The following is a 23073-nucleotide window of genomic DNA, read 5'->3' on the forward strand; positions in this document are numbered from 1 at the left end:
GAGGGATAAGATTGATTAATGAAAGGGAGTTAGAAAGTGGTTTAACTCAAGTTGAGGCAGAGAGAAGGCTTAAAAAATATGGAGCCAATATACTTAAAAAGAAAAAAAGGGTGTCTCCTATAAAGATATTTATTTCGCAGTTTAATGATTTTATAACCTGGATACTTATAGTAGCTACAATTATATCCGGATTTATGGGGGAAAAGGCAGATGCAATAACTATACTAATTATTGTAATTATGAATTCCATACTAGGTTTTGTACAGGAATTTAAGACAGAAAAATCTTTAGAAGCATTGAAAGAAATGGCATCCCCTACTTCAAAGGTTATAAGGGATGGAAAAGTGAAGGTTATAAATTCAGGAGAACTAGTAATAGGTGATGTGATACTTCTGGAAACAGGGGATAAGGTTCCGGCAGACTGCATTTTACTTTCTACTGGAAATTTCATGGTAGACGAGTCTCTTTTGACTGGTGAATCTGTAGGAGTAGAAAAAGATAGTGGAGACAAGAATAATTCACTATACATGGGAACTATAGTGATAAAAGGTAAGGGAAGAGCAAAAGTTGTGGAAACAGGAATGAAGACGGAAATGGGAAAAATAGCAGGTATGCTTCAGGACATTGAAAAGGAAAGGTCTCCTCTTAAAGAAAAGCTTGCTTCACTTGGAAAAGTGCTTGTAGTCATGTGTATTGCTATATGCATTATAGTTACATTGACTGGAGTATGGAGAGGTCAAGACAAATATGAGATGTTTTTAGTAGGAGTTAGTTTAGCCGTAGCTGCTATTCCAGAAGGCCTTGCAGCTATAGTAACAGTAGCACTGGCTCTTGGAGTATCTAGAATGTTAAAGAGAAATGCATTAATAAGAAAATTACCTGCAGTGGAAACACTTGGATGTACTTCAGTGATTTGCAGTGATAAGACAGGAACTCTTACTGAAAATAGGATGACTGTAAAGGCTCTTTATTTTAATGGAAGAGTACACAGGATAGGAAAGGATATTTTACCAGAGAATATCCTTATGAAAAAGGCTTTTACATATTGTAACGATTGTAATTTTGATATGAAAAAAGCAGATATTTCAGGGGCGGTTATTGGGGATCCAACGGAAGTAGCACTTATAAAAGCTTTTTTCAAAGATATTAAAACTTTAAGCACCTTTTTAGGAAAGGCCAGGAGAACTTATGATATACCTTTTGATTCTGATAGAAAAATGATGTCTGTTATAATGAAAGAAGGTTCAAGAAAGATAGGTTATGTGAAAGGAGCACCGGAGAGAGTTATAAGAAGGTGTAAATATATATTAGATGGAAGTGAAGTACGAATTTTTACTTCAAATGATAAAAATAAGGCTTTGAAAGCAGTGGAAAAAATGTCTTTTGATGCCTTAAGGTGTATAGCAGGTGCTTACAAGGACAAAGAAGTGGTGCCAGGTAAGTCTTTGGAGGACAATTTAATATTTATAGGTGTAGCGGGAATTATAGATCCACCTAGAAAGGAAGCAAAGGATGCAGTATTAAAATGTAAATTAGCAGGTATAAGGCCAGTTATGATAACTGGAGATCATAAGAACACGGCTTTTGCTATTGGAAAAGAACTGGACATATGTAAACATGAATCAGAGGTTATAACTGGCGAGGAATTAGACAAGCTGAGTGATAGACAACTTGCAGTTAAGATACAAGATGTATCCATATTTGCAAGAGTTAATCCGGGACATAAACTTAGAATAGTAAAAGCCTTTAAAGCTAAAGGCAATATTGTAGCTATGACTGGAGATGGAGTAAATGATGCACCTGCAGTAAAAGAAGCGGATATAGGAATTTGCATGGGAATTGCAGGTACAGATGTAACAAAGGAGGCTTCTTCCATGATACTACTTGACGATAATTTTGCTACCATAGTATCTGCTGTAGAGGAAGGAAGAGTTATATATGATAATATAAGAAAGTTTATAAGGTATCTCTTATCTTGCAATTTAGGAGAGGTTTTAACCATGTTTCTTACTTCTATTTTTTATTTAGATACTCCACTTTTGCCTATACAAATACTAATGGTAAATTTAGCTACTGATGGTCTTCCTGCTATAGCTCTTGGAGTTGATCCACCCCAGGGAGATATAATGAGGGGTAAGCCTAGAGCTAAAAATGAAAGTATATTTGCACGAGGACTAAGTGAAAAAATTATTGTGAGGGGAGCACTTATTGGAGTGTGCACAGTGCTTGCTTTTGTAATAGGATTATATCTAGGCTTTGGACTTAAAACATCCAGAACTATAGCACTATGTACTCTAATAATGTCACAACTTATACATGTATTTGAATGTAGATCAGAAAATCATTCGCTGTTTGAGATAAATTTATTTACCAATGTTTATCTTTTAGCTGCAGTTGCTACATCTATTACTATGGTTTTATGCATACTTTACTTGCCATTTTTACGTGGAATTTTTCATACATCTGCACTTAGAATTTCACAGTGGGCAATAGTTTTGTTTTTCTCTGGGATAATTGCATTTTTAAATAGCCTTTACTTATACTTTAAATAAAAAATTAGAATTGCTTTTAAGCAATTCTAATTTTTTATTTAAATCTTTGAACTTTTTGAACTTTAGGTATTTTTCCCTCTATAGGAATTAAGTCCTTTTTTGTGGTCATATTTCGTATATTTATAAGTTCTACGCTCTCTCTATTCTCTTTTCCTCTTCTTCCTTTAAGTCCTTGAACTAAAACCAGATTACCTTGATGTATAGATATGAAATCAGGCTTCTTAAACCATCTTTTTTTAATATAAGAGCATTTTACTATGTTTCTGCTTCTATCAGGTCTTACTAAAAGTGTTACTGTTAATTTATTAAATATCCATAATATAGTTTTTTTATTAATTTTGACAGATACAACAGTACCTTGAACCTGAGTTAATCTGTCACCATACTTTTTTAAATAAGATTTTGTGTAATATTGAGCAATTTTCTCCTTAAAACTCATGTATATACTAACTCCTTTGTTACTTTATTTTGTTTATACGATTATCAGAAATAGCAGACAAAATTTGATTATATTATACCATAGTATATTTATTTTTGAAACATACCTATAATTTTTAGTATGTTTTTTATATGAGGTTGATATACTTATTTTTTTATTTCCGTTCCTAAATAAACTTTTTAAGAATACTATTATATTAGACTAAGAATACAAGGAGAATGAAATATGAATTATAGGGAATTACCTAAAGACCAAATCATATATGATTTTAAGTTGGATGATATTGATTTTAGCGAAGATGATAGAGATGATTTAAATAGAAATGTTAATTATATGCCTGAATATAGTAGAGTATATGAAAATATGAAGGATGCATTAACAATAGATAAACAAGGATACAACGTTTATCTTATAGATGAATTTTCAAAAGATAAACTTAAAAATATTAAGAAATTTATAAATGAAACTATGAAAGATAAAATAGAGCTTCAGGATATATGCTATATAGTTATGAAAGATATTAAAAATCCTAAAGTATTGTTTCTAAGGCCAGGGAAAGGTAAAAAGCTAAAAAGTATGCTAAAGAAAATACAAAATATATATGCTAATTCTACTTATGAATTTTACAATGGATACGAGGACAAACAAAAGCAATTGTTGGTACAAAACATTCAAAAAAAACGAAGTTATTTGATAAGTAAAATTGTAGAAATGTCTAAAAATGAAGGCTTTTCATTAAAAATTACGGAAAATGGTTTTAACTTTGTTCCTTTAAAAGAAAATGGGGAAATGATGAATGAGGTAGAGTATGAGTCTTTAAATTTAGAGAAAAAGCAAGAAATAGTAAATAAAGTAAGTACACTTAAGATCCATGCAGAGAGGATACTAGATAAATTAAAAGACATGGAATCTTACGAAATGGAAAAGATTAAAATCCTCATAGATGAACATTATAAAGAAGATACAAGAAAAGTAAAGGAAGAATATTTTAACGTATTTAGTAAGGATAATAAGGCCTTAGAATTTTTAAGCAATACATGTAACAATATAGAAAGTGAAATTAAAGAGATATATTCTATAAACTATGAAGATGATGTGGATAATATACGGAATATAATATATAGATATTCTGTAAATGTACTCATAGACAATAGTGATAAAAATAAATTACCTATAGTGTTTGAAGAAGATCCTTCTATAAATAATTTACTCGGAAGCATAGAATATGAAAATAAAAATGGAACTTATGTTACTGATCCAAGTCTTATTAGACCAGGATCACTTTTAAAGGCAAATGGTGGAATATTAGTACTTCGAGTTAGCAGCCTTTTAAGTAATAAAGGAGCATATTACTATTTGAAAAAGTCTATTATAAGTGGCAAAGTTGACTTGAATTATAATAGAGGATATTTAGAATTATTGTCTTTGAGTGGATTAAAACCAGAGCCTATAGAGTTTAATGAAAAAATAATACTTATAGGAGATTACCGTACCTATGATTTACTTTATGCTTATGATGAGGATTTTAAAAAGATTTTTAGAATAAGAGCTGAGTGTAAATCTATTTTACAGATGGATAAGGATGCAAAAAGAGCTTTCTTATATAAAGTGATTTCCATATGTAAAGCCAATAAATTACATCCTGCGGATGAGGGAGCTGTAAAAGAGCTGGCAAAATTTTTATCCAGAAAAGCTGAAAATAGAGATAAATTATTTATGGATGACGATGATCTAGAAAGAATTTTAATAATTTCAGACAAAAGAGTCTGTGAGGATCATAGAGATTTTATAAATGAAGAAGATATCACAAATACCGCTTATAAAGAAGAAATTATAGAGAGTCAGGTAGTAGATTCTTATACAGAAGGTCAGATATTTATAGACGTAAAGGGCAAAACGGTAGGACAAGTAAATGCTCTGTCCATAATTGATACAGGGTATTTTAATTTTGGAAAGCCCATAAGAATAACCTGCTCGTGCTACAAGGGTAATGGAAACATTATAGATATCCAAAAGGAAAGTGACTTAAGTGGAAAAATTCATAACAAGGCAATAAATATATTAAAGGGACATGTTAAGAATTTAAGCGGTGGTTATAATACAGTACCTGTGGATTTTTATTTAAGCTTTGAACAAATATATGGAAGAGTAGATGGAGATAGTGCTTCCGTAGCAGAGATAGTTAGTATTATATCTGCACTTACGAAAATAAGCATAAAACAAAATATAGCTGTAACAGGTTCTATAAATCAGTTTGGAGAAATACAACCTATAGGAGGAGTAAATGAAAAAATAGAAGGTTTCTTTAAAATATGTAAAGTATTAGATACTACAAAAGGGAAGGGGGTACTCATTCCAAAGTCTAATGTAAGCAGCTTAGCATTAAAGAATGAAGTGGAAAAGGAAATAGCAGATGGTAATTTCCATATTTATATTATGTCTAATTTAAAAGATGCAGTGGAAATCCTTATGGAACAAAATTATGATAATGTAATTCATGAAGCTAAGAAGGAGCTTAAAAAGTATTATAGAAACAAAGAATAATACGAAATTCTTAAAGGTGAAGTACTTAAAAGCCTGTTTAAATAAGCATCAGATGGAGTTAAAGCTCCATCTGATCCCAAGAATTCTGTTTATTTCTTGTAAATAGAGTTACTGTATTTTAGTTTTTCTGAAGTACTATCGTAAGAAAATCATCTATTATGCATTGTGAATTGTCTAAACATTGAACCTGAAGTTAACTACATCTCCATCCTGCATAATGTAGTCTTTTCCTTCCAATCTATAGCATCCCTTTTCTTTTGCAGAAGTTTCGGAGCCGCATTCCACGAGTTTGTCGTAGGATACAATTTCAGCTCGTATGAATCCCTTTTGTATATCAGTGTGTATCTTGCCTGCAGCTTCCGGAGCTTTAGTGCCTTTCTTTATGGTCCATGCTCTTACTTCTTTTTCTCCAGCAGTTAAAAAGCTCATGAGACCAAGCAACCTATAGCTGCTGTTTATCAATTTATCCAGACCTGCTTCATTTAAACCATATTCTTTTAGCATCTCAAGTCTTTCATCATCTTCTAGAGAAGAAAGTTCTTCTTCTATTTTAGCAGAAATAATTACTACTTCCGAGTTTTCTATTTTTGCATAATCTTTTACTTTTTTTACAAAATCATTTTCCAGATTTCCGGAAGTTAAGTCATCTTCAGAAATATTAGCTACATATAGTACAGGTTTAGTTGTAAGTAAAAAGAAGCTTTTAACAAGTTCGGCTTCATCTTCATTTAGATCTAGAGTTCTTACAGGCTTACCTTCCTCTAGATGCTTTTTTACTTTTAACATAATTTCATATTCAACTTTTGATTCCTTATCTCCACTTTTAGCAAGTTTCGACACTTTCTCAATTCTTCTGTCCATTACTTCTAAATCTGAAAATATAAGCTCTAAGTTTATGGTTTCAATATCACGAATAGGGTCCACACTGCCATCTACATGAACAATATTATCATCTTGAAAACATCTAACCACATGTACTATAGCTTCTACTTCTCTTATATGAGATAAAAACTTATTTCCAAGGCCTTCTCCTTTGCTAGCACCTTTTACAAGTCCTGCTATATCGTAAAATTCAATAGCTGTATATACCTTTTTCTTTGAATTGTACATTTCTTCAAGTACATCTAATCTTTTGTCTGGTACACTAACCACTCCTACATTTGGTTCTATAGTACAGAATGGATAATTGGCAGATTCTGCACCTGCCTTTGTTATTGCATTAAATAGGGTGCTTTTGCCAACGTTTGGCAAACCCACAATTCCAAGTTTCATCTATGTACATTCCTTTCTTAAAATATAATTAACTGACGTAAAATTCATCTAAATTATACTCTACAGAGCATATTATTTCAATAAATGTGGTTAATATAAACTAATTCTGCTGGTTAGTAGAAGAAGATGAAAAAAATTGATGAAAAAATAAATTTAATAGATTTAAAAAAAATATTAAAAGTCTATTAAAAAAGAGGAAATTTTATGTTAATATAGAATAAGTAATCTGGTGGATTAAAGTGGTTAAAAGTGGAGCGTAATAGCAGTAAGAGGTGTAATGATGTTTTTAGGTGAGTATGAACATTCACTAGATAGTAAAAATAGAATAATTATACCTTCTAAATTTAGAGAAGAATTAGGAAATAAATTTATTTTGACTAAAGGTTTAGATAGCTGCCTTTATGCTTTCCCGCTTTGTGAGTGGCATTTACTTGAAGATAAATTAAAGAAACTTCCACTTACTAATAAAAATGCCAGGGTTTTTGTAAGGTTTTTTTTCTCAGGGGCAAATGAAATGGAACCCGATAAGCAGGGGAGAATTTTAATACCCCAGACACTCCTAGAATATGCAGCTATAAATAAGGAAATAGTAAGTATAGGAGTATCTAGTAGAATAGAGATATGGAGTAAAGAAAATTGGATAGAATACAATAATTTAAATATAAATTTTGATAATATAGCGGAACAAATGAATGAACTTGGAATATAGGCATCTTCAAAAAATACTTGTCGTATCTTTGACTTGTTATTTCTTTTCAGATGCCATAGCAAAATTGGAGGACGTATTATATGAAATTTAAACATGTACCTGTACTACTTAACGAGACTATAAATAGTTTAAATATTAAAGAAGATGGAATATATGTAGACTGCACTTTAGGAGGGGGAGGGCATTCCTTTGAAATCTTAAAGAGGTTATCCGACAAGGGAAGGTTAATAGGAATAGATGAGGATACGTATGCTATAAATGCAACAAGGGAGAGACTAAATGAATTTAAAAATATTACTTATGTTCACAATAACTTTTATTATATAGATGAAATTTTAGAAGAACTTAAAATAGATAAAGTTGATGGTATACTTATGGATCTCGGAGTTTCGTCGTATCAACTAGATGAATCAGAAAGGGGATTTAGCTATATGAAGGACGCTCCCCTTGATATGAGAATGAATAGGGATAGTTCATTATCCGCTTATGAGGTGATTAACAATTATAGTGAGGAAAATCTTCATAACGTTATAAGGGACTATGGAGAGGAAAACTTTTCAAAGAGAATAGCAAAATTTATAGTAGCTGAAAGAGAAAAGGCTCCTATAAACACAACATTACAGCTTGTAGATATAATAAGAAATGCAATACCTGCAAGATTTCAAAAAGAAGGTCATCCTGCAAAAAGAACTTTTCAAGCTATACGTATAGAAGTAAACGGAGAACTTAAAATATTGAACAAAGCAGTAGAGGATAGCGTAAAAAGACTGAATACAGGCGGAAGAATATCAATTATAACTTTTCATTCTTTAGAAGATAGAATTATAAAAACTAAATTTAAAAAATTAGAGAATCCATGTACTTGTCCACCGGATTTTCCCCTATGTGTGTGTGGCAAAAAACCTATTGTAAAAATAATAAATAAAAAGCCTATAATACCTACAGAAGAGGAAAAAGAGAAAAATTCAAGAAGTAAAAGTTCTAAGCTTAGGACAGCAGAGAAAATTTAGTTCTAAAATTTAAAAGAGGTGAATAAAGTGATATTAATGAACAAAGAGAGTATGGTAAATGGAAATACTGTCCTTCAGCCAGAGTACAAGCCTTACAAAGAGACAGAAGAAAAAAAGATTAAAGCTAAGGATCCGAATAGGGCATTAAAAGTAAAAAAGAAACTAAAAGTAATTAGAAACATATGTGTGGTTTTTATTGTAGGTGTTATTCTGGTTTATAGATATTGCGCAATATATAATTCACAGACAGAACTAAATTCTATAGAAAACGATATAAGCGAAATTAACAAACAAAATGAAAACTTGAGGGTAGAACTTGTAAAGTACAATAATTTGGGATACATAGAGGATAATGCAATAAATAAATTACAGATGAAGGTACCGGATAAAGGAAATGCAGTATATACAAATTTAGATAAGAAAGTTATTAAAGTAGAAGAAAATTCGGATGAATCAGAAATGCACAAGGGGATGTTAAATGAGTTGAAGCAATTGATATGGAGGTAAATAATTTTGGCTAAAAAGGAATACAGAGATAGAGTAATTATCAGAAAAAGAATGGTAATTATTTTTAGTTTTCTATTTATGGTTTTCTTTTTACTAGTAGGGAGAATGTGTTATGTAATGATATACAGATCACCACAGCTTAAATCCATGGCAATAGCTCAATGGACAAGTGATGTCAAAATTGATGCAAAAAGAGGAAGAATTTTAGATAGAAGTGGAAATGAATTGGCAGTAAGTGCTAATGTGTACAGAATTGATTTGGATATGAATACGTTAAGAGACACTATGGAGGAGAAGAAGATATCGGAAGATAAAATATCAGGAGAGTTAGCAGAAGCTCTTTCTATGGACAAGAAAGAAGTGTCAAAAATAATGAAAAAAACTCTTCCAGGAGGGCTTCCCATTGCCTCTGCTACGCTTAAAAGAAGAGTGGAAAAGGCTGAAGCGGATAAAGTTAGAAATTTAAATTTAAATGGAGTACTTGTATCGGCAGATACTAAGAGATATTATCCAAATAACAATTTTTTAGCACAGGTAATTGGACATACTAATTCAGATGGATTTGGACTTACAGGAGTAGAACTTTATTATAATAAGGATCTAGCAGGTATCCCAGGTCGTAGAATTGCAGAATTAGATAGAAAGAGTAAAGAACTTCCTTATACTATTTCAGAATTTACAAAGCCTGTAGATGGAAAGGATATAGTACTTACTATAGATGAAATGATACAACATTTTGCAGAAAAATCTGCAGAGCAGGCACTAAAAGATTATAATGCAAAAGCAGTTTCTATAACAATTATGAATCCTAAAAATGGAGAAATACTTGCTATGGCGAATAAACCTGATTACAACCCAAATTCTCCTTGGGTAGATAATAAATCTTATGCAGAGCTGCAAAATATATGGAGAAATAGAGCAGTGAGCGATACTTTTGAACCAGGTTCCATATTTAAAGTTATAACTGCACAAACTGCACTTGAGACAAATTCAGTTAGCGATAGTGATAAATTTACATGTAATGGAAGTATAAGTATAGGCAATAGAGTTATACATTGCTGGGTATCTGCTGGACATGGTGTACAAGGTTTTCCAGACATAATTAAAAATTCCTGTAATATAGGTTTTGCAGAACTTGGTAAAAAAATAGGAAAAGAAAAATTAAATGATTACATACACAAATTTGGATTTGGTCAAAAAACTGGAGTAGATTTACCAGGAGAAGCTAAAGGAATAGTTAAAAAGACGGAAAATATAAGCGATGTGGATTTAGCGACTATTGCTTTTGGACAGACAGACACATTGTCAGCAGTTCAGTATCTTAGAGCTTTTAATGCAGTGGCAAATGGAGGAACTTTAATTACTCCTCATGTCATGAAAGAAATAGAGCATTATGATGAAAGCAGCAGCAAAGAAGTTATAGATAAAAAATATGATCTGGCTGGTAATAGTAAAAAATTTTTGGATAGTAGTAAAACTGCAAAGCTCAGATCATACTTAGAAAGAGTAGTTACAGAAGGCAGTGGAAAAGGCACTTTTATAGAAGGCTATCACATAGCAGGAAAAACAGGTACAGCCCAGAAAGCTGGAGTTGGAGGATATCAGACGGGGAAATATGTTTCTTCATTTGCAGGTATGGCACCTTCAAATGACCCTAAAATAACAATTTTAATTTCCATAGATGAACCAGATCCATCCACTTATTATGCAAGTCAAACTGCGGTACCTACAGCAAAGCAGGTTTTTGAAGATGTACTTAATTATCTTGCAGTGAAAGGAGATACATCACCTTAAAATATTTATCTGATGGATTCGTTGATAAAAATAATTAACTTGTTCTTTACATGAAGTGATTAGAAAATTATAATAAAATAGTGAAAGATTTGATAGAAAATTACTTTAAGGCATGCAGTACTATTATTTGTTAAGTCTGCATGCCAATGCTATGTGTAGGTTATACATATTTTTATCAAGTTATCCCTTAGGGGAAGAACTTATCCAGGGGCGTATCAGCCGTTATGCACAGAGTGGGATGAGAGTATTACGGATGGTAGCCATCGGACAATTTTAAATTAGGGAGTGTATACTATGAAGTTGAAGAAAGTAATGAGCGGACTTACATATGAAGTCGTTAAGGGAAATGATGATTTAAATATAGGAGAAATTCAATATGATTCTAGAGAAGTCAAATCTGGAGATGTTTTTGTATGTATAAAGGGATATGTTACGGATGGACATAAATACATAGATAAGGCTTATAAAAATGGTGCAGCAGCTATTGTAATAAGCGAAGAAGTAGAAAATGTACCCGATTGTACTGTGATAAAGGTAAAGGATACAAGAAAAGCACTTGCTATTATTTCATCAAATTACTATGATAATCCTTCTAAAAAGATGAAAGTAATAGGAATAACGGGAACTAACGGTAAAACTACATCTACATTTATGATGAAATCCATACTAGAGACAGCAGGTTATAAAGTAGGACTCGTAGGTACTATAGCAAATTATATAGGAGATAAGAAAATACCTTCTCATAGGACTACTCCTGAATCTTTAGAACTTCAGAAGTTATTTAAACAGATGGTGGATGAAGGAGTTCAGTATTGTGTTATGGAAGTATCTTCTCATTCACTGTACCTAGATAGAGCATACGGAGTGAAATTTTCAGAGGCAATATTTACAAATCTAACGAGGGATCACTTAGACTTTCACAAGACCTTTGAAAATTATTATAAGGCTAAATTAATATTATTTAAAAATACTATTAATTCTGTTATAAATATAGACGACAAATATGGAGATAGAATATATGAAGATGCATTAGGAAGCAAGATAACTTATGCTATAAATAAGGAAGCTGATTTAAAAGCTAATGATTTAAATATACATTCTAGAGGAGCTAATTTTAATATAACATATAGGGGGCAGACAGCGCATATAAATTTAAATATACCAGGTAAATATAATGTAATGAATGCTCTTGGAAGTGTAGGGGCATGCCTTTGCGAAGGTATAAGTTTAGAAGTTGTGAAAAAGGGACTTGAATCTATGGATGCTGTACCTGGAAGATGTGAAATAGTTACTAAGGGGTATAACCTTGGATATGAAGTCATAGTAGACTACGCCCATACTCCAGATGGGTTGGAGAACATATTAAAAACTGCTAGGGAATTTACTACAGGAAGACTTATAGCTGTCTTTGGATGTGGAGGAGATAGGGATAATACCAAAAGGCCTATAATGGGCAAGATAGGTACAGAGTTATCTGATTTTGCAGTTATAACTTCAGATAATCCAAGAGGAGAAGAGCCTATGGCAATAATTGATGAAATAGTAAAGGGTGTTGAAAAAGACGATTACAAGGTAGTTGAAAATAGGAAAGAAGCTATAAAGGAAGCTATACATATGGCACAAAAAGGAGATGTAATTGTAGTTGCAGGAAAGGGCCATGAAGATTATCAGATATTAAAAGATAAAACCATACATTTTGATGAAAGAGAGATAATAGCTGAGATTCTAGACAATGCACAGTGATCAATTTACAATGCACAATTGAAAGTTGATAGTTGAGAATTATGGATGATTTTTTTCCGTTAATACTACAGAAAATCTAAAATATAGCACCATTGAAGCAAATGCTTCAATAAGCTTTAAATTTAAGATTTTTCGTAACATAGTGAAGAAAAATCCTCGTTAACTATCAACTTTCCACTATCAATTGTCAATTCGCAAAAAAAGAGGGGAGAATAAAAATTTGGAATACATGAGTTTTGATGAAATAGTAAATGCTGTATCTGGACAAGTAATAATTTCTGGAAAATATAGTGGATATAGAAATGTAAGTACGGATACTAGAAAAATTGAAGAAAAAGACATATTTATTGCTCTTAAAGGAGAAAGATTTAACGGAAATAAATATGCTGCAGCTGCAAGTGATAAAGGTGCTTGTATATGTATTGTGGATGAGGTATATTTTAAAGAAAGTGAAATAAATGAGTGTACTAGTGTAATTCAAGTTAAGGATGGAAATCAGGCATTGCTTGATTTAGCAGAATCCTATAAAAGTAAACTTAATGTAAAAATAATAGGAATTACAGGCTCTGCAGGTAAAACAACAACAAAGGATTTAATAGCATCTGTATTAAGTGCTAAGTTCAAAGTGTTTAAAACAGAAGGCAATCTTAACAATCAAATAGGACTTCCACATATGATATTTAGATTGGATAATAGTTATGATGTGGCAGTGCTTGAGATGGGAATGAATAATAGGGGAGAAATACATAGTATGGCAAAGGCTGCCAGACCAGATATTGCAGTAATAACCAATGTACTTAGGGCACATATAGGGAATTTAGGAACAAGAGAAAATATACTTGCAGCAAAACTTGAAATAACAGATTTTTTTTCAAAGAATAATACTTTAGTAATAAATTCAGACAATGATATGTTAGGCAATTTAAAAGAAGATAAATTTAACGTAAAAAGAGTTGGACTAGAAGAAAATTCAGATATATCAGCTTATGATATAGAGGTAAAAGAAGATTTTATAAGTTTTAACATATGTGAAAACAATGTTAAGATGGAAGAGAGGTTTAAGGTAAATGTACCTGGAAAGTACAATGTATTGAATTCTCTACTTGCAGTTGCTTGTGGGAGAATTTTAAATATGACTTATGGAGAAATAAGAGAAGGTTTAAAAAACATAGAGACTACTGCAATGAGAATGGAGATATGTAAAGGAAAAAAATTCAATGTAATTAATGATAGTTATAATGCCAATCCTGAGTCAATGAAAGCAGCTATTGATGTTTTGAAAAATTTTAAATCAAAAAGAAGAATAGCCGTATTAGGTACTATGGGGGAATTGGGAGATGAATCCTGCAGGATGCACGAGGAAGTAGGAAAGTATGCAGGAGAAAATGGCATAGATATTTTGATAGCTCTTGGGGAATATGTAGAAGATTTTAAAAGGGGATTTCAGGTAACAAATAAAAAAGGAAAATGTATTAGTTTTGATACCTATACAGAAGCTTTAGAGTTTCTTTTAAAAAAGTACATTGAAAAGGGAGACACAGTGCTTGTAAAAGCTTCTAGAGTAATGAAATTTGAAATTATAGCAGAAGAACTAAAGAGAAACAGCAATAATTAGGAGGTGAATGCCCTTTTGTTTGGGGCAATATAACATGTATAGATTAATTTATTCTGTACTAATTGCATTTTTTATAGCTATTTTAGAAGGACCTATTTTGATCCCTCTTCTTCATAAATTTAAATTTGGCCAGAATATAAGAGAAGACGGCCCAAAGAGCCATTTGAAAAAAGCAGGCACTCCAACTATGGGAGGAGTATTATTTATACTAGCAACTTTTATAACTATGGCAATTATAGTAAAAAAGCCATCAGATGAGGCCATGATAGCTCTTTATGCTTTTGTAGCCTTTGGAGTAATAGGTGCTATTGATGATATCCTAAAGATATTGAGAAAACAAAATTTGGGATTAAGAGCTTATCAAAAAATGATATTATTATTAATTGTATCTGGAATATTTGCCTACTATTCTGCCAATAATCCATATATAGGGACATCTATAATAGTTCCTTTTGCACATAAAAGTTGGAATTTAGGAGTATTTTATATTCCATTTATAATAATATATTTTGCAGCAACTACAAATGCGGTGAATTTAACAGATGGACTTGATGGATTGGCAACGTCAGTTACGCTTTTGATAATGACTTTTTTAGCTCTAGTAAGCTTTGCTATGGGACATATTACTTTAGCTATTTTCTGTGCAGTTCTTGCTGGAGCACTTTTAGGATTTTTAAAATACAATGCTTTCCCAGCTCAAATATTTATGGGAGACACAGGATCTCTGGCACTGGGGGGTGCGGTAGGTGCAGTAGCTATGATACTAAAACTTCCACTTCTTGTCCCAATAATTGGAGGAATATACGTAATAGAGGCAGCATCTGTTATACTTCAAGTGGCTTCCTTTAAACTTACAGGGAAGAGGATATTTAAAATGGCTCCAATCCATCACCACTTTGAACTTTCAGGTTGGCATGAGACTAAAGTAGTTTCTATATTTTGTATAATTACAGTAATATTGTGTCTGTTAGGATTTCTATCTTTGTAAAATGAAAAGAAGAAGGTTATCTTTAAATATAGTAATTTTTAAATGCTTTTGTCAGCCTCATATAGTAATAATCTAGGAGGATTTTTATGAGAATTAGTAAACCAAATACTAAAATGGGATCTATAGACTTTTTGCTCTTCTCAACTATAATGTTATTGGTAGCTATTGGAGTTGTCATGGTCTATAGTGCCAGTTCTTACAAAGCATTTTTTGATAAAAGTACAAGAGATAGCATGTTTTATTTAAAAAGGCAAGGGCTATGGGCTATAATTGGAACATTCCTTATGTTTTTTACAGTAAAATTTGATTATAAGAGAATAAAGAAGTATACTAAATTGCTTATGATAGTATCTGTAATATTTCTACTTGCAGTTTTTGCCTTTGAATCTAGAAAAGGTGCACAAAGATGGATAACATTAGGTTCTGTTGGATTTCAACCTTCTGAAATAGCAAAATACATTGTGGTTTTATATATGGCAAAAAGTATAGAGCTTAAAGGGGGAAGGAAGATAGAAACCATGATGTATGGTGTGCTTCCATATCTTTTGGTTTCTTCATTCTATGCAGGACTTGTATTTGCAGAAAAGAATCTAAGCATAGCAGCTGTAATAATGATAGTTACCCTCATAATTTTATATGTATCGGGAGCTAAAATAACCCATGTACTTGGCGTAGTTGGACTTGTAGTGCTTGGGGGAATAGCAGGTATAATATTTGAACCTTATAGAATGGCTAGATTTACAAGTTTTTTAAATCCATGGTCTGATCCTAAAGGAAAGGGATATCAATTGATTCAATCTCTTTTAGCAATGGGATCAGGAGGAATATGGGGAATGGGACTCGGCAGGTCAAGGCAAAAGTGTTATTACATACCAGAACCTCACAATGATTTTATATTTTCTATTATAGGAGAAGAATTAGGACTTATAGGATGTACTGTAATTGTTATATTATTTATAGTTTTTGTGTGGAGAGGAATTGTTATTGCTATAAGGGCCAAGGATACGTATGGAACCATTTTAGCTACTGGAATAACTTCGGTTATTGCAGTTCAGGCAATAATAAATATTGCAGTTGTAACTGGTGCCATGCCTGTAACAGGAGTACCATTACCTTTTATAAGTTATGGAGGTTCCGCTCTTACAATCAATATGATAGCAGTTGGAATACTTTTGAATATATCAAGGCAAACAGAAAGTGGTTAAGAATAGCATTGCAAATTTTTTTGTAATGCTATTGTGGACTTTTAAGGAGAACTTAGAAATATGAGTAAATAAATTTTAATGAAATAGAGTATATAAATATTTAATATAAATTTAAGGACTATTTTAATGAAATTACTATTATTAAGTGTTAATATATATGTATCTTATGTTATCTTATAGTATAAGTGAGAGGATAGGAAATGAGTCATATTATTACGAAAACAGATAATGAATTGATTTTGAAAAGACGAAAAAAAGTAAAAGTAAAACGAGTTCTTATGCTTATGGTATTTTTAATAGCATTATTTTTTACACTTTGCTTAAAATTGCCGTATTTTAATATAAAGTATATTAAAGTGTATGGAAATAAAAGTATTTCAAGTAATAGCATTATTGAGGATTCAAAAGTATATGGTGGAAATAATATCTTTTATATTAATCTAAAAGATGCATCAGAAAATATATTAAAGAATCCATATATAGAAGATGTTGATATAGGAAGAAAGCTTCCAGGAACCATTAATATTAATGTAAAGGAAAGAGAGGCAACCTTTTATATAGAAAGCAACAAAGAATATTTCATTATAGATAAAAATGGAGTTTTACTTCAAAGGAGAGACAACATAAGTAATATGAAGTTAGTTAAGTTAAATGGAATTGATTGTAGTAAAGTTAAATTGGGAGAATGTATTTTAAATAAAGATGATAATAAAATTGAGGCTGTAACTACCCTAGGAAGTATAATTCAAAATAATAAATTACCTTTTGAAATTACTTATATGGATGTAAGTAATTCTGTGGACATTAAAATTTACTTTAAAAATATGTGTGTGGAACTGGGACAAGGAGATAATTTAGGCAAAAAGGTAAATAGGGCTTTAAATATAATGTTAAATGAAAAATTGGGCAGCGCTAGGGGATATATAGATATAAGATTTGACGGAAATCCTGTATTTCACATTGAAAATTAGGAGGATAAAATAAAATGCGTAAAGTTGCTTCACAAATTAGTGTTGCTTTGGTGTGCTGTATACTTGGATTCATGCTTACCTACCAATTTAGAGTACTTATGAGACAGGATAATACATTAAATTTGAATAATCAAAATAGCTCTGATGTTACTGTGGAAATAGAGCAGTATAAAAAGGAAAAAGCTGCACTAGAAACGAAGGTAAATGATCTTCAAAATAAAGTAAAGGGCTATGAAGATGCTGCAGCAAGCAAGAGTGATTCTACAAAAAACCTTCTGGATGAATTAGAAAGTTCTAGAATACTTATGGGAGAGGTAGATGTAAAGGGACAAGGTGTCGTTATATATCTTAATCCTAACAGCAATCTATTTGGAAATAGTGTTAACAATCACATAACCGATAAAGATTTAGTGTATCTCGTAAATGAATTGAGGTTTGCAGGTGCTGAAGCTATATCTATAAATGACATAAGAATTGTTTCAAGAACGGGTATAAGGACAGCAGGAAATTATATACTTATAAATGATGAAAAAATATCACCATCAAAAAGAATAGTTATACAAGCTATAGGAGACAAAAGTTTGTTATACAGTGCTATGAGTTTTCCAGAGGTGTTTTCAGATTTAAAGGCTATATGTGATGTTAAGTTTGAAAAATCTGATAGTATAACTATAAAGAAATATAATAAACCATATAAATTTGAGTATGCAGAGCCTGTGAAAGAATAAATTAGAGGTGGTAAAAAATGATAGGATTTGTTGGACTTATATTGGGAATAATTATAGGTGTAGTTTGGAATGTAAATATTCCAGATAAATTTTCACCTTATATGTCTGTGGCTATCTTAGCTTGTCTTGACTCAGTATTTGGAGCTATAAGAGCCAATTTGTCTAAAAGTTTTAAAACAGATATTTTTATATCTGGATTTTTTGGAAATGCAGTACTTGCTGCAGCATTTGCTTATTTAGGGGATAAGCTCGGAGTACCTATATATTTGGCAGTGGTTATAGTTTTTGGAGGAAGGATATTTAATAATTTTGCAATAATAAGAAGAGAATTAATTGAAAAAGCTAAATCACATCAATGAGGTGAAATAAATGAAGAGTAGTGAAGCTAATACTTTTGTTTTTATAGCTTCTATAATAATAGGTATATTAATATCCACCAATATAAGTTTTACAAAAGGTAAGACTAATAAGAGAGTGTTTTTAAATGCAAAACAGTATCAAGATGCATATAATTATAAAAATCAGCTTCACAATGAGATATCGGGATTATTAAAACAATATAATGATACCTATAACAAGCTAAAAAAATATAGAAGCAGTGAGAAGAATGAGGCTCAAGTTGTAGCTGGAATAAATCAGGAATTAAATCAAAACAATATGGTACTTGGAAAAGTAGCTGTAAAAGGTCAGGGAATAAATATATATTTGAATGATGCACCTATGAGTGATGGACTTGATAGTTTTCAGTATCAGATGAAGCTTGTACATAATACAGACATTATACAGGTTATCAATGATTTGAAAAATGCAGGATCTGAAGCAATTTCTATAAATGGTCACAGAATAGTAGGGGTTTCCGAAATTTATTGCAGCGGTCCATTTTTAAGAGTAAATGGAGTAAAAATAGCTTCTCCTTTTTTAATTAATGCTATAGGAAATAAGGAAGTACTCTATACTTATATGATGTCAAATGAAAACTACTTAAAAATAATGATAACTAGAAAGATTGTGGTAGAGGTACAAAAATCAGATAATATAAAAATACCTGCCTATAAGGGAGAGTATAGAACAGAATTTATGAAAGAGGTACAGTAGATTATTTTATAAATTTGTTGAAAATGATTAAAAAAATAATTAATTTTTGCAGGAATTTTGATGTCTATGAAGAATACTAATAATTGTATATGTTTGTGCTTAATAATAAAGGAGACGGTAATATTGTCAATTGAACAAAACTTGAGTAGGATAGAAGAAGAGATAAAGGATAAAAATGTAACCTTAGTGGCAGTTTCAAAAACTAAACCTGTTGAAGATATACAAAAAGCTTATGATGCAGGTATTAGAGATTTTGGAGAAAACAAAGTACAGGAGCTGACAAATAAAATACCAAACCTTCCACAGGATATAAGGTGGCATTTAATAGGTCATCTTCAAAGAAACAAGGTAAAATATATAGTTGGTAAGGTTTATCTTATCCATTCTTTGGACAGTATAAGACTTCTTAATGAATTAGAAAAACATTATAAAGATCAAAAATTAATTGCAAATACACTTATACAAATAAATATAGGGTTGGAAGAAAGTAAGACAGGTTTACCTCTAGAGGAATTGGAAGATTTACTAAATGCCTGTGAGAATTGTACCAATGTGAAGGTAAAAGGTCTTATGGCTGTAATTCCTAAAGGGGATGAAGAAAGTTGTAAAAAATATTTTCGAAAGCTAAAAGATATTTTTGATGGCTTGAAGAAAAGGAAGTTTAATAATATAAGTATGAATATACTATCTATGGGAATGACTCATGATTATAAAATAGCAATTGAAGAAGGAGCAACATTGGTGAGAATTGGCGAAGGTATATTTGGAAAGAGAAATTACAATAATAAATAGGAGGTATTTTTTATGGCAGGTAAAATGATAAACAAAATGATGGGATTTTTAGGATTGGAAGATGACTTGGAGGAAGATATAGAGGAAGAAGAAACAAAGAAAGGAGAAAATGAAAAAATCGTAAATGATTTTGCAGAGGTAGACCCTATTGTAAATAATAAAAGACAAAATAAAGTTGTAAGCATACATACTACAATAGCGGCTAAGGTAAGGATAGTTAAGCCAACTACTTATGAGGAAGCAGCTGATATATGTGATGAGCTTAAAAATAGAAAAATAATAGTTATAAATACTACAGGACTTGAGATTAGAATAGCTCAAAGGTTACTTGATTTTATGGGTGGTGCAAGTTATGCATTAGGAGGAAATTTGGAAGAAATAGAAAAAGGAATATACATACTTTCACCATCTAGTGTAGAAGTAAACAGTGATTTAAAAAATGAGTTATCTGGAAAAGGAATATTTGGATGGAAGTAAGTATATTTAGTGATAAATAATTGGAGGCAAAAATGATAAGTAGTACTTTAGCTGTTGCAATATCATTACTATTTAGATTCCTTGAAGGTGCTATAATATTGGATGTAATTCTATCTTGGGTTATGCAGGGGAGAAGTAACGCATTTGTGGATTTTTTACATATATTTACGGAACCCCTTATGATACCTGGAAGAAAAATTCAGGAAAAACTTATGCCAGGTTTAATGATAGATTTTTCACCTATAGTGGCCTTTTTTATAATAGATATATTAAGAGGAATTGTATTTTCGATACTCTAGCATATGAAATAATGTATAGCGAATTAAGGGATAATTATGGATAAAAAAAGTTTTATAAAGAGATTTCATTTTTGTGATGAAAGTGAAATCTTACCTATATATGATAAAATAAGTTTAGCAAAAAAAACTAATAATACAGTATATACCTCAACATTTTATACTCCCAATGTATGGAATACTTTAGAAAATCTAAAGGAGGAAATTGGCTTAAATATATGCAGTTGTGGCATATTTGAAGATGCAGAAAGAAAACTTATAGCATTTTCAAAGTTTGATATAAGAAATTATCCAATAAAATTAATGGAAATAAAATGTAAGTCTAAATTTGTTAAGTTAGAACACAAGGATTATCTAGGGGCTCTTATGGCTCTTGGACTTAAAAGAGAGAAATTTGGAGATTTAATACTAAAGGAAGATAAGCAATGTTATTTAGCTGTTTGTGAAGATATAAGTGATTACATAGAGATAAATTTAAATAGCGTAGGAAAGAGCAGCTGCAAAGCAAATGTTTTAGATATTAGTTCTGCGGAAATTCCCCTATATAATTTTAAAACTTCTGTTTTAAATGTTTCTTCCTTGAGAATTGATTGTTTAGTTAGTTCTCTATGCAATATATCAAGAAATAAATCTCAAGAAATGATTAAGAGAGGTAAAGTCCTTTTGGATTACTTACCAGAAACAAGAAAAGATAAATCTATAGAAGATAATTGTATAATAACTGTAAGAAGCTGTGGAAAGTTTAAAATTGTGGGAGAAACTGGTTGGACGGGAAGCGGTCGATGCAAACTTCTTATAAAAAAATTTAGTTAATTTGTGAGGTGCTCGTGATGTTTATTACTGCTGCAGAGATAACAAATAAGGAATTTAAAAAAGGACTTAGAGGTTATAATATAGATGAAGTAGATGAATTTTTAGACAAAATAGCAGAAGATTATGAGTCTATATATAAGGAAAATTCTCTTTTAAAGGAAAAAATGCAGTCTTTGGATGAGAAGATAAGTCATTATACTAAAATGGAAAATACTATAAAAGATACACTTTTATTAGCTCAAAATGCTTCTGAACAGGCTAAAGAAAACGCTAAAAAGGAAAGTCAATTTGTAGTAAAAAATGCAAATGATGCTGCACAGAAGATAATAGATAAGGCCCATGGTGATGTTATTCAAATTACAGATGAATTTGAAAATGTAAAACAGGAATTTTCTAAGTTTAGAACTAAGTTTAGGAACTTTATGAAAACTCAAATGGAAATGTTTGATGATATGGAAAAAGATTTTGTAAAGAATTATAGTATTGGGTATGAATCAAATGAAAATGAAGTGGAAGATAGTACTGTTAAGGAAAAGGAAATAGAAATAGTAGAGCCAAAAAAGGAAGATGTCTCTTTAGTTGAAAAGCGCAACAAAGAATTTGATGAAGATAATAAAGAGGACTCAAATCATACAGAAAAGGAAATTTTTGAAGATAAAGATGAACTCGAAGAAATTAAAAATTTTTTTATTAAGGGATAGAAAAAGCCACTCTAAAAGCAGAGTGGCTTTTTAGTATGCACTGTAAACAAAGCATATTTGACAATCAATGTTGATTTAATATATGCTAGTAATTATAGAAATAAAAATGAGGAGGACATACAAACATGGTTATTGGAATTATAGGAGCTATGGATGAAGAAGTAGAAATACTTTTATCTGAATTAGAACTGGAGAAAGTTGAAGAAAAAGCTAATATGAAATTTAATTTAGGAAAACTTTATAATAAAGATATAGTGGTAGTAAGGAGTGGTATAGGTAAGGTAAATGCGGCAGTATGTGCCCAAATACTTGCAGATGATTTTAATGTAGATTACATAATAAATGTAGGTATTGCAGGAGGTGCAGGAGAAAACGTATATCCAGGAGATATAGTAATAGCAGATAATTTGGTACAGCATGATATGGATGCGTCTGCTTTTGGAGATAAAGTAGGACAGATACCTAGATTGGATACATATGATTTTAAATGTAATAGAAGACTTGTAGAAAAAGCTAAGGATGCCTGCAATAAATTAGGAAATATAAATAGTTTTGTAGGAAGAATAGTTACAGGAGATCAATTTATTTCAAGTACAGAAAAGGTTAGATATTTGAACAAGGAGTTTGGAGCACTGGCTTGTGAAATGGAAGGTGGAAGTATTGCACAGGTAGCCTATTTGAACAATGTACCTTTTGTAATAATAAGATCTATATCAGACAACGCAAACAATGGTGCTAGTATGGACTATAAAAAATTTGCACCTATTGCCATAAAAAATTCTACACAAATAATTAAAAGTATGATTATGAGCTTGTAATTTT

At 31.0% G+C, this 23073-nt stretch carries 21 protein-coding genes and 1 pseudogene; 20 read left to right on the plus strand and 2 right to left on the minus strand.

Features of this window, described 5'->3' with window-relative positions:
- Nucleotides 1-11: 11 nt before the first annotated feature.
- Nucleotides 12-2552 (plus strand): calcium-translocating P-type ATPase, PMCA-type, encoded by a 2541-nt coding sequence (locus WY13_RS17385; protein ID WP_063556841.1) that lies wholly within the window; start codon nucleotides 12-14, stop codon nucleotides 2550-2552.
- Between the two features lie 34 nt (nucleotides 2553-2586).
- On the opposite strand, the gene WY13_RS17390 is transcribed toward WY13_RS17385, so the two are convergent.
- On the minus strand, nucleotides 2587-2991 hold the full coding sequence (locus WY13_RS17390) for a hypothetical protein (RefSeq protein ID WP_063556842.1): 405 nt from the start codon (nucleotides 2989-2991) through the stop codon (nucleotides 2587-2589).
- Between the two features lie 225 nt (nucleotides 2992-3216).
- Here WY13_RS17390 and WY13_RS17395 point away from each other — a divergent pair, with 225 nt between their 5' ends.
- A complete protein-coding gene (locus WY13_RS17395; protein ID WP_063556843.1) occupies nucleotides 3217-5535 on the plus strand; it encodes an AAA family ATPase in 2319 nt (772 codons plus the stop codon).
- A gap of 174 nt (nucleotides 5536-5709) precedes the next feature.
- Here WY13_RS17395 and ychF read toward each other — a convergent pair whose 3' ends face one another.
- Nucleotides 5710-6807, minus strand: a complete 1098-nt coding sequence (ychF, locus tag WY13_RS17400) for a redox-regulated ATPase YchF (RefSeq protein WP_063556844.1) — start codon at nucleotides 6805-6807, stop codon at nucleotides 5710-5712.
- 280 nt (nucleotides 6808-7087) lie between these two features.
- On the opposite strand from ychF, the gene mraZ reads away from it, so the two are divergent.
- The 18 genes and pseudogenes from mraZ (at nucleotide 7088) to WY13_RS17490 (ending at nucleotide 23069) form a co-directional block, all read left to right on the plus strand.
- A complete protein-coding gene (gene mraZ, locus WY13_RS17405) occupies nucleotides 7088-7516 on the plus strand; it encodes a division/cell wall cluster transcriptional repressor MraZ (protein WP_063556845.1) in 429 nt (142 codons plus the stop codon).
- Nucleotides 7517-7596: 80 nt separating this feature from the next.
- A complete protein-coding gene (rsmH, locus tag WY13_RS17410; RefSeq protein WP_063556846.1) occupies nucleotides 7597-8526 on the plus strand; it encodes a 16S rRNA (cytosine(1402)-N(4))-methyltransferase RsmH in 930 nt (309 codons plus the stop codon).
- A 36-nt stretch (nucleotides 8527-8562) separates the two neighbouring features.
- A complete protein-coding gene (locus WY13_RS17415; protein ID WP_082848565.1) occupies nucleotides 8563-9033 on the plus strand; it encodes a hypothetical protein in 471 nt (156 codons plus the stop codon).
- Nucleotides 9034-9039: 6 nt separating this feature from the next.
- Nucleotides 9040-10815: pseudogene (locus tag WY13_RS17420) on the plus strand (stage V sporulation protein D); the annotation flags it as partial.
- Between the two features lie 306 nt (nucleotides 10816-11121).
- The gene (locus WY13_RS17425; protein WP_063556849.1) at nucleotides 11122-12570 is read left to right on the plus strand and encodes a UDP-N-acetylmuramoyl-L-alanyl-D-glutamate--2,6-diaminopimelate ligase; all 1449 of its coding nucleotides are present in this window, start codon (nucleotides 11122-11124) and stop codon (nucleotides 12568-12570) included.
- Nucleotides 12571-12790: 220 nt separating this feature from the next.
- Complete coding sequence (locus WY13_RS17430; RefSeq protein ID WP_063556850.1) at nucleotides 12791-14185, plus strand: UDP-N-acetylmuramoyl-tripeptide--D-alanyl-D-alanine ligase; 1395 nt, start codon at nucleotides 12791-12793, stop codon at nucleotides 14183-14185.
- A gap of 34 nt (nucleotides 14186-14219) precedes the next feature.
- Nucleotides 14220-15173, plus strand: coding sequence for a phospho-N-acetylmuramoyl-pentapeptide-transferase (gene mraY / locus WY13_RS17435; protein ID WP_063556851.1), 954 nt, complete (start codon nucleotides 14220-14222; stop codon nucleotides 15171-15173).
- A 92-nt stretch (nucleotides 15174-15265) separates the two neighbouring features.
- Complete coding sequence (gene spoVE / locus WY13_RS17440; RefSeq protein WP_063556974.1) at nucleotides 15266-16378, plus strand: stage V sporulation protein E; 1113 nt, start codon at nucleotides 15266-15268, stop codon at nucleotides 16376-16378.
- A gap of 200 nt (nucleotides 16379-16578) precedes the next feature.
- On the plus strand, nucleotides 16579-17349 hold the full coding sequence (locus WY13_RS17445) for a cell division protein FtsQ/DivIB (RefSeq protein WP_063556852.1): 771 nt from the start codon (nucleotides 16579-16581) through the stop codon (nucleotides 17347-17349).
- Nucleotides 17350-17363: 14 nt separating this feature from the next.
- Nucleotides 17364-18077: a DUF881 domain-containing protein gene (locus WY13_RS17450; protein ID WP_063556853.1), complete on the plus strand. Its 714-nt coding sequence runs from the start codon at nucleotides 17364-17366 to the stop codon at nucleotides 18075-18077.
- 17 nt (nucleotides 18078-18094) lie between these two features.
- A complete protein-coding gene (locus WY13_RS17455) occupies nucleotides 18095-18436 on the plus strand; it encodes a small basic family protein (RefSeq protein ID WP_063556854.1) in 342 nt (113 codons plus the stop codon).
- Nucleotides 18437-18446: 10 nt separating this feature from the next.
- The gene (locus WY13_RS17460) at nucleotides 18447-19172 is read left to right on the plus strand and encodes a DUF881 domain-containing protein (protein WP_063556855.1); all 726 of its coding nucleotides are present in this window, start codon (nucleotides 18447-18449) and stop codon (nucleotides 19170-19172) included.
- 123 nt (nucleotides 19173-19295) lie between these two features.
- The gene (locus tag WY13_RS17465; protein ID WP_063556856.1) at nucleotides 19296-19964 is read left to right on the plus strand and encodes a YggS family pyridoxal phosphate-dependent enzyme; all 669 of its coding nucleotides are present in this window, start codon (nucleotides 19296-19298) and stop codon (nucleotides 19962-19964) included.
- Nucleotides 19965-19976: 12 nt separating this feature from the next.
- On the plus strand, nucleotides 19977-20441 hold the full coding sequence (locus tag WY13_RS17470) for a cell division protein SepF (RefSeq protein WP_063556857.1): 465 nt from the start codon (nucleotides 19977-19979) through the stop codon (nucleotides 20439-20441).
- A 32-nt stretch (nucleotides 20442-20473) separates the two neighbouring features.
- Nucleotides 20474-20740, plus strand: coding sequence for a YggT family protein (locus tag WY13_RS17475; RefSeq protein ID WP_013237732.1), 267 nt, complete (start codon nucleotides 20474-20476; stop codon nucleotides 20738-20740).
- Between the two features lie 36 nt (nucleotides 20741-20776).
- Nucleotides 20777-21550 carry an RNA-binding protein gene (locus tag WY13_RS17480; protein ID WP_063556858.1) on the plus strand — a complete coding sequence of 258 codons (774 nt, stop codon included), beginning with the start codon at nucleotides 20777-20779 and terminating at the stop codon, nucleotides 21548-21550.
- A 17-nt stretch (nucleotides 21551-21567) separates the two neighbouring features.
- The gene (locus tag WY13_RS17485; protein WP_063556859.1) at nucleotides 21568-22251 is read left to right on the plus strand and encodes a DivIVA domain-containing protein; all 684 of its coding nucleotides are present in this window, start codon (nucleotides 21568-21570) and stop codon (nucleotides 22249-22251) included.
- Between the two features lie 125 nt (nucleotides 22252-22376).
- The gene (locus WY13_RS17490; RefSeq protein WP_063556860.1) at nucleotides 22377-23069 is read left to right on the plus strand and encodes a 5'-methylthioadenosine/adenosylhomocysteine nucleosidase; all 693 of its coding nucleotides are present in this window, start codon (nucleotides 22377-22379) and stop codon (nucleotides 23067-23069) included.
- Nucleotides 23070-23073 lie beyond the last annotated feature (4 nt).

This window comes from Clostridium ljungdahlii, from assembly GCF_001636845.1.
GTDB classification, from domain to species: Bacteria; Bacillota; Clostridia; order Clostridiales; family Clostridiaceae; genus Clostridium_B; species Clostridium_B ljungdahlii_A.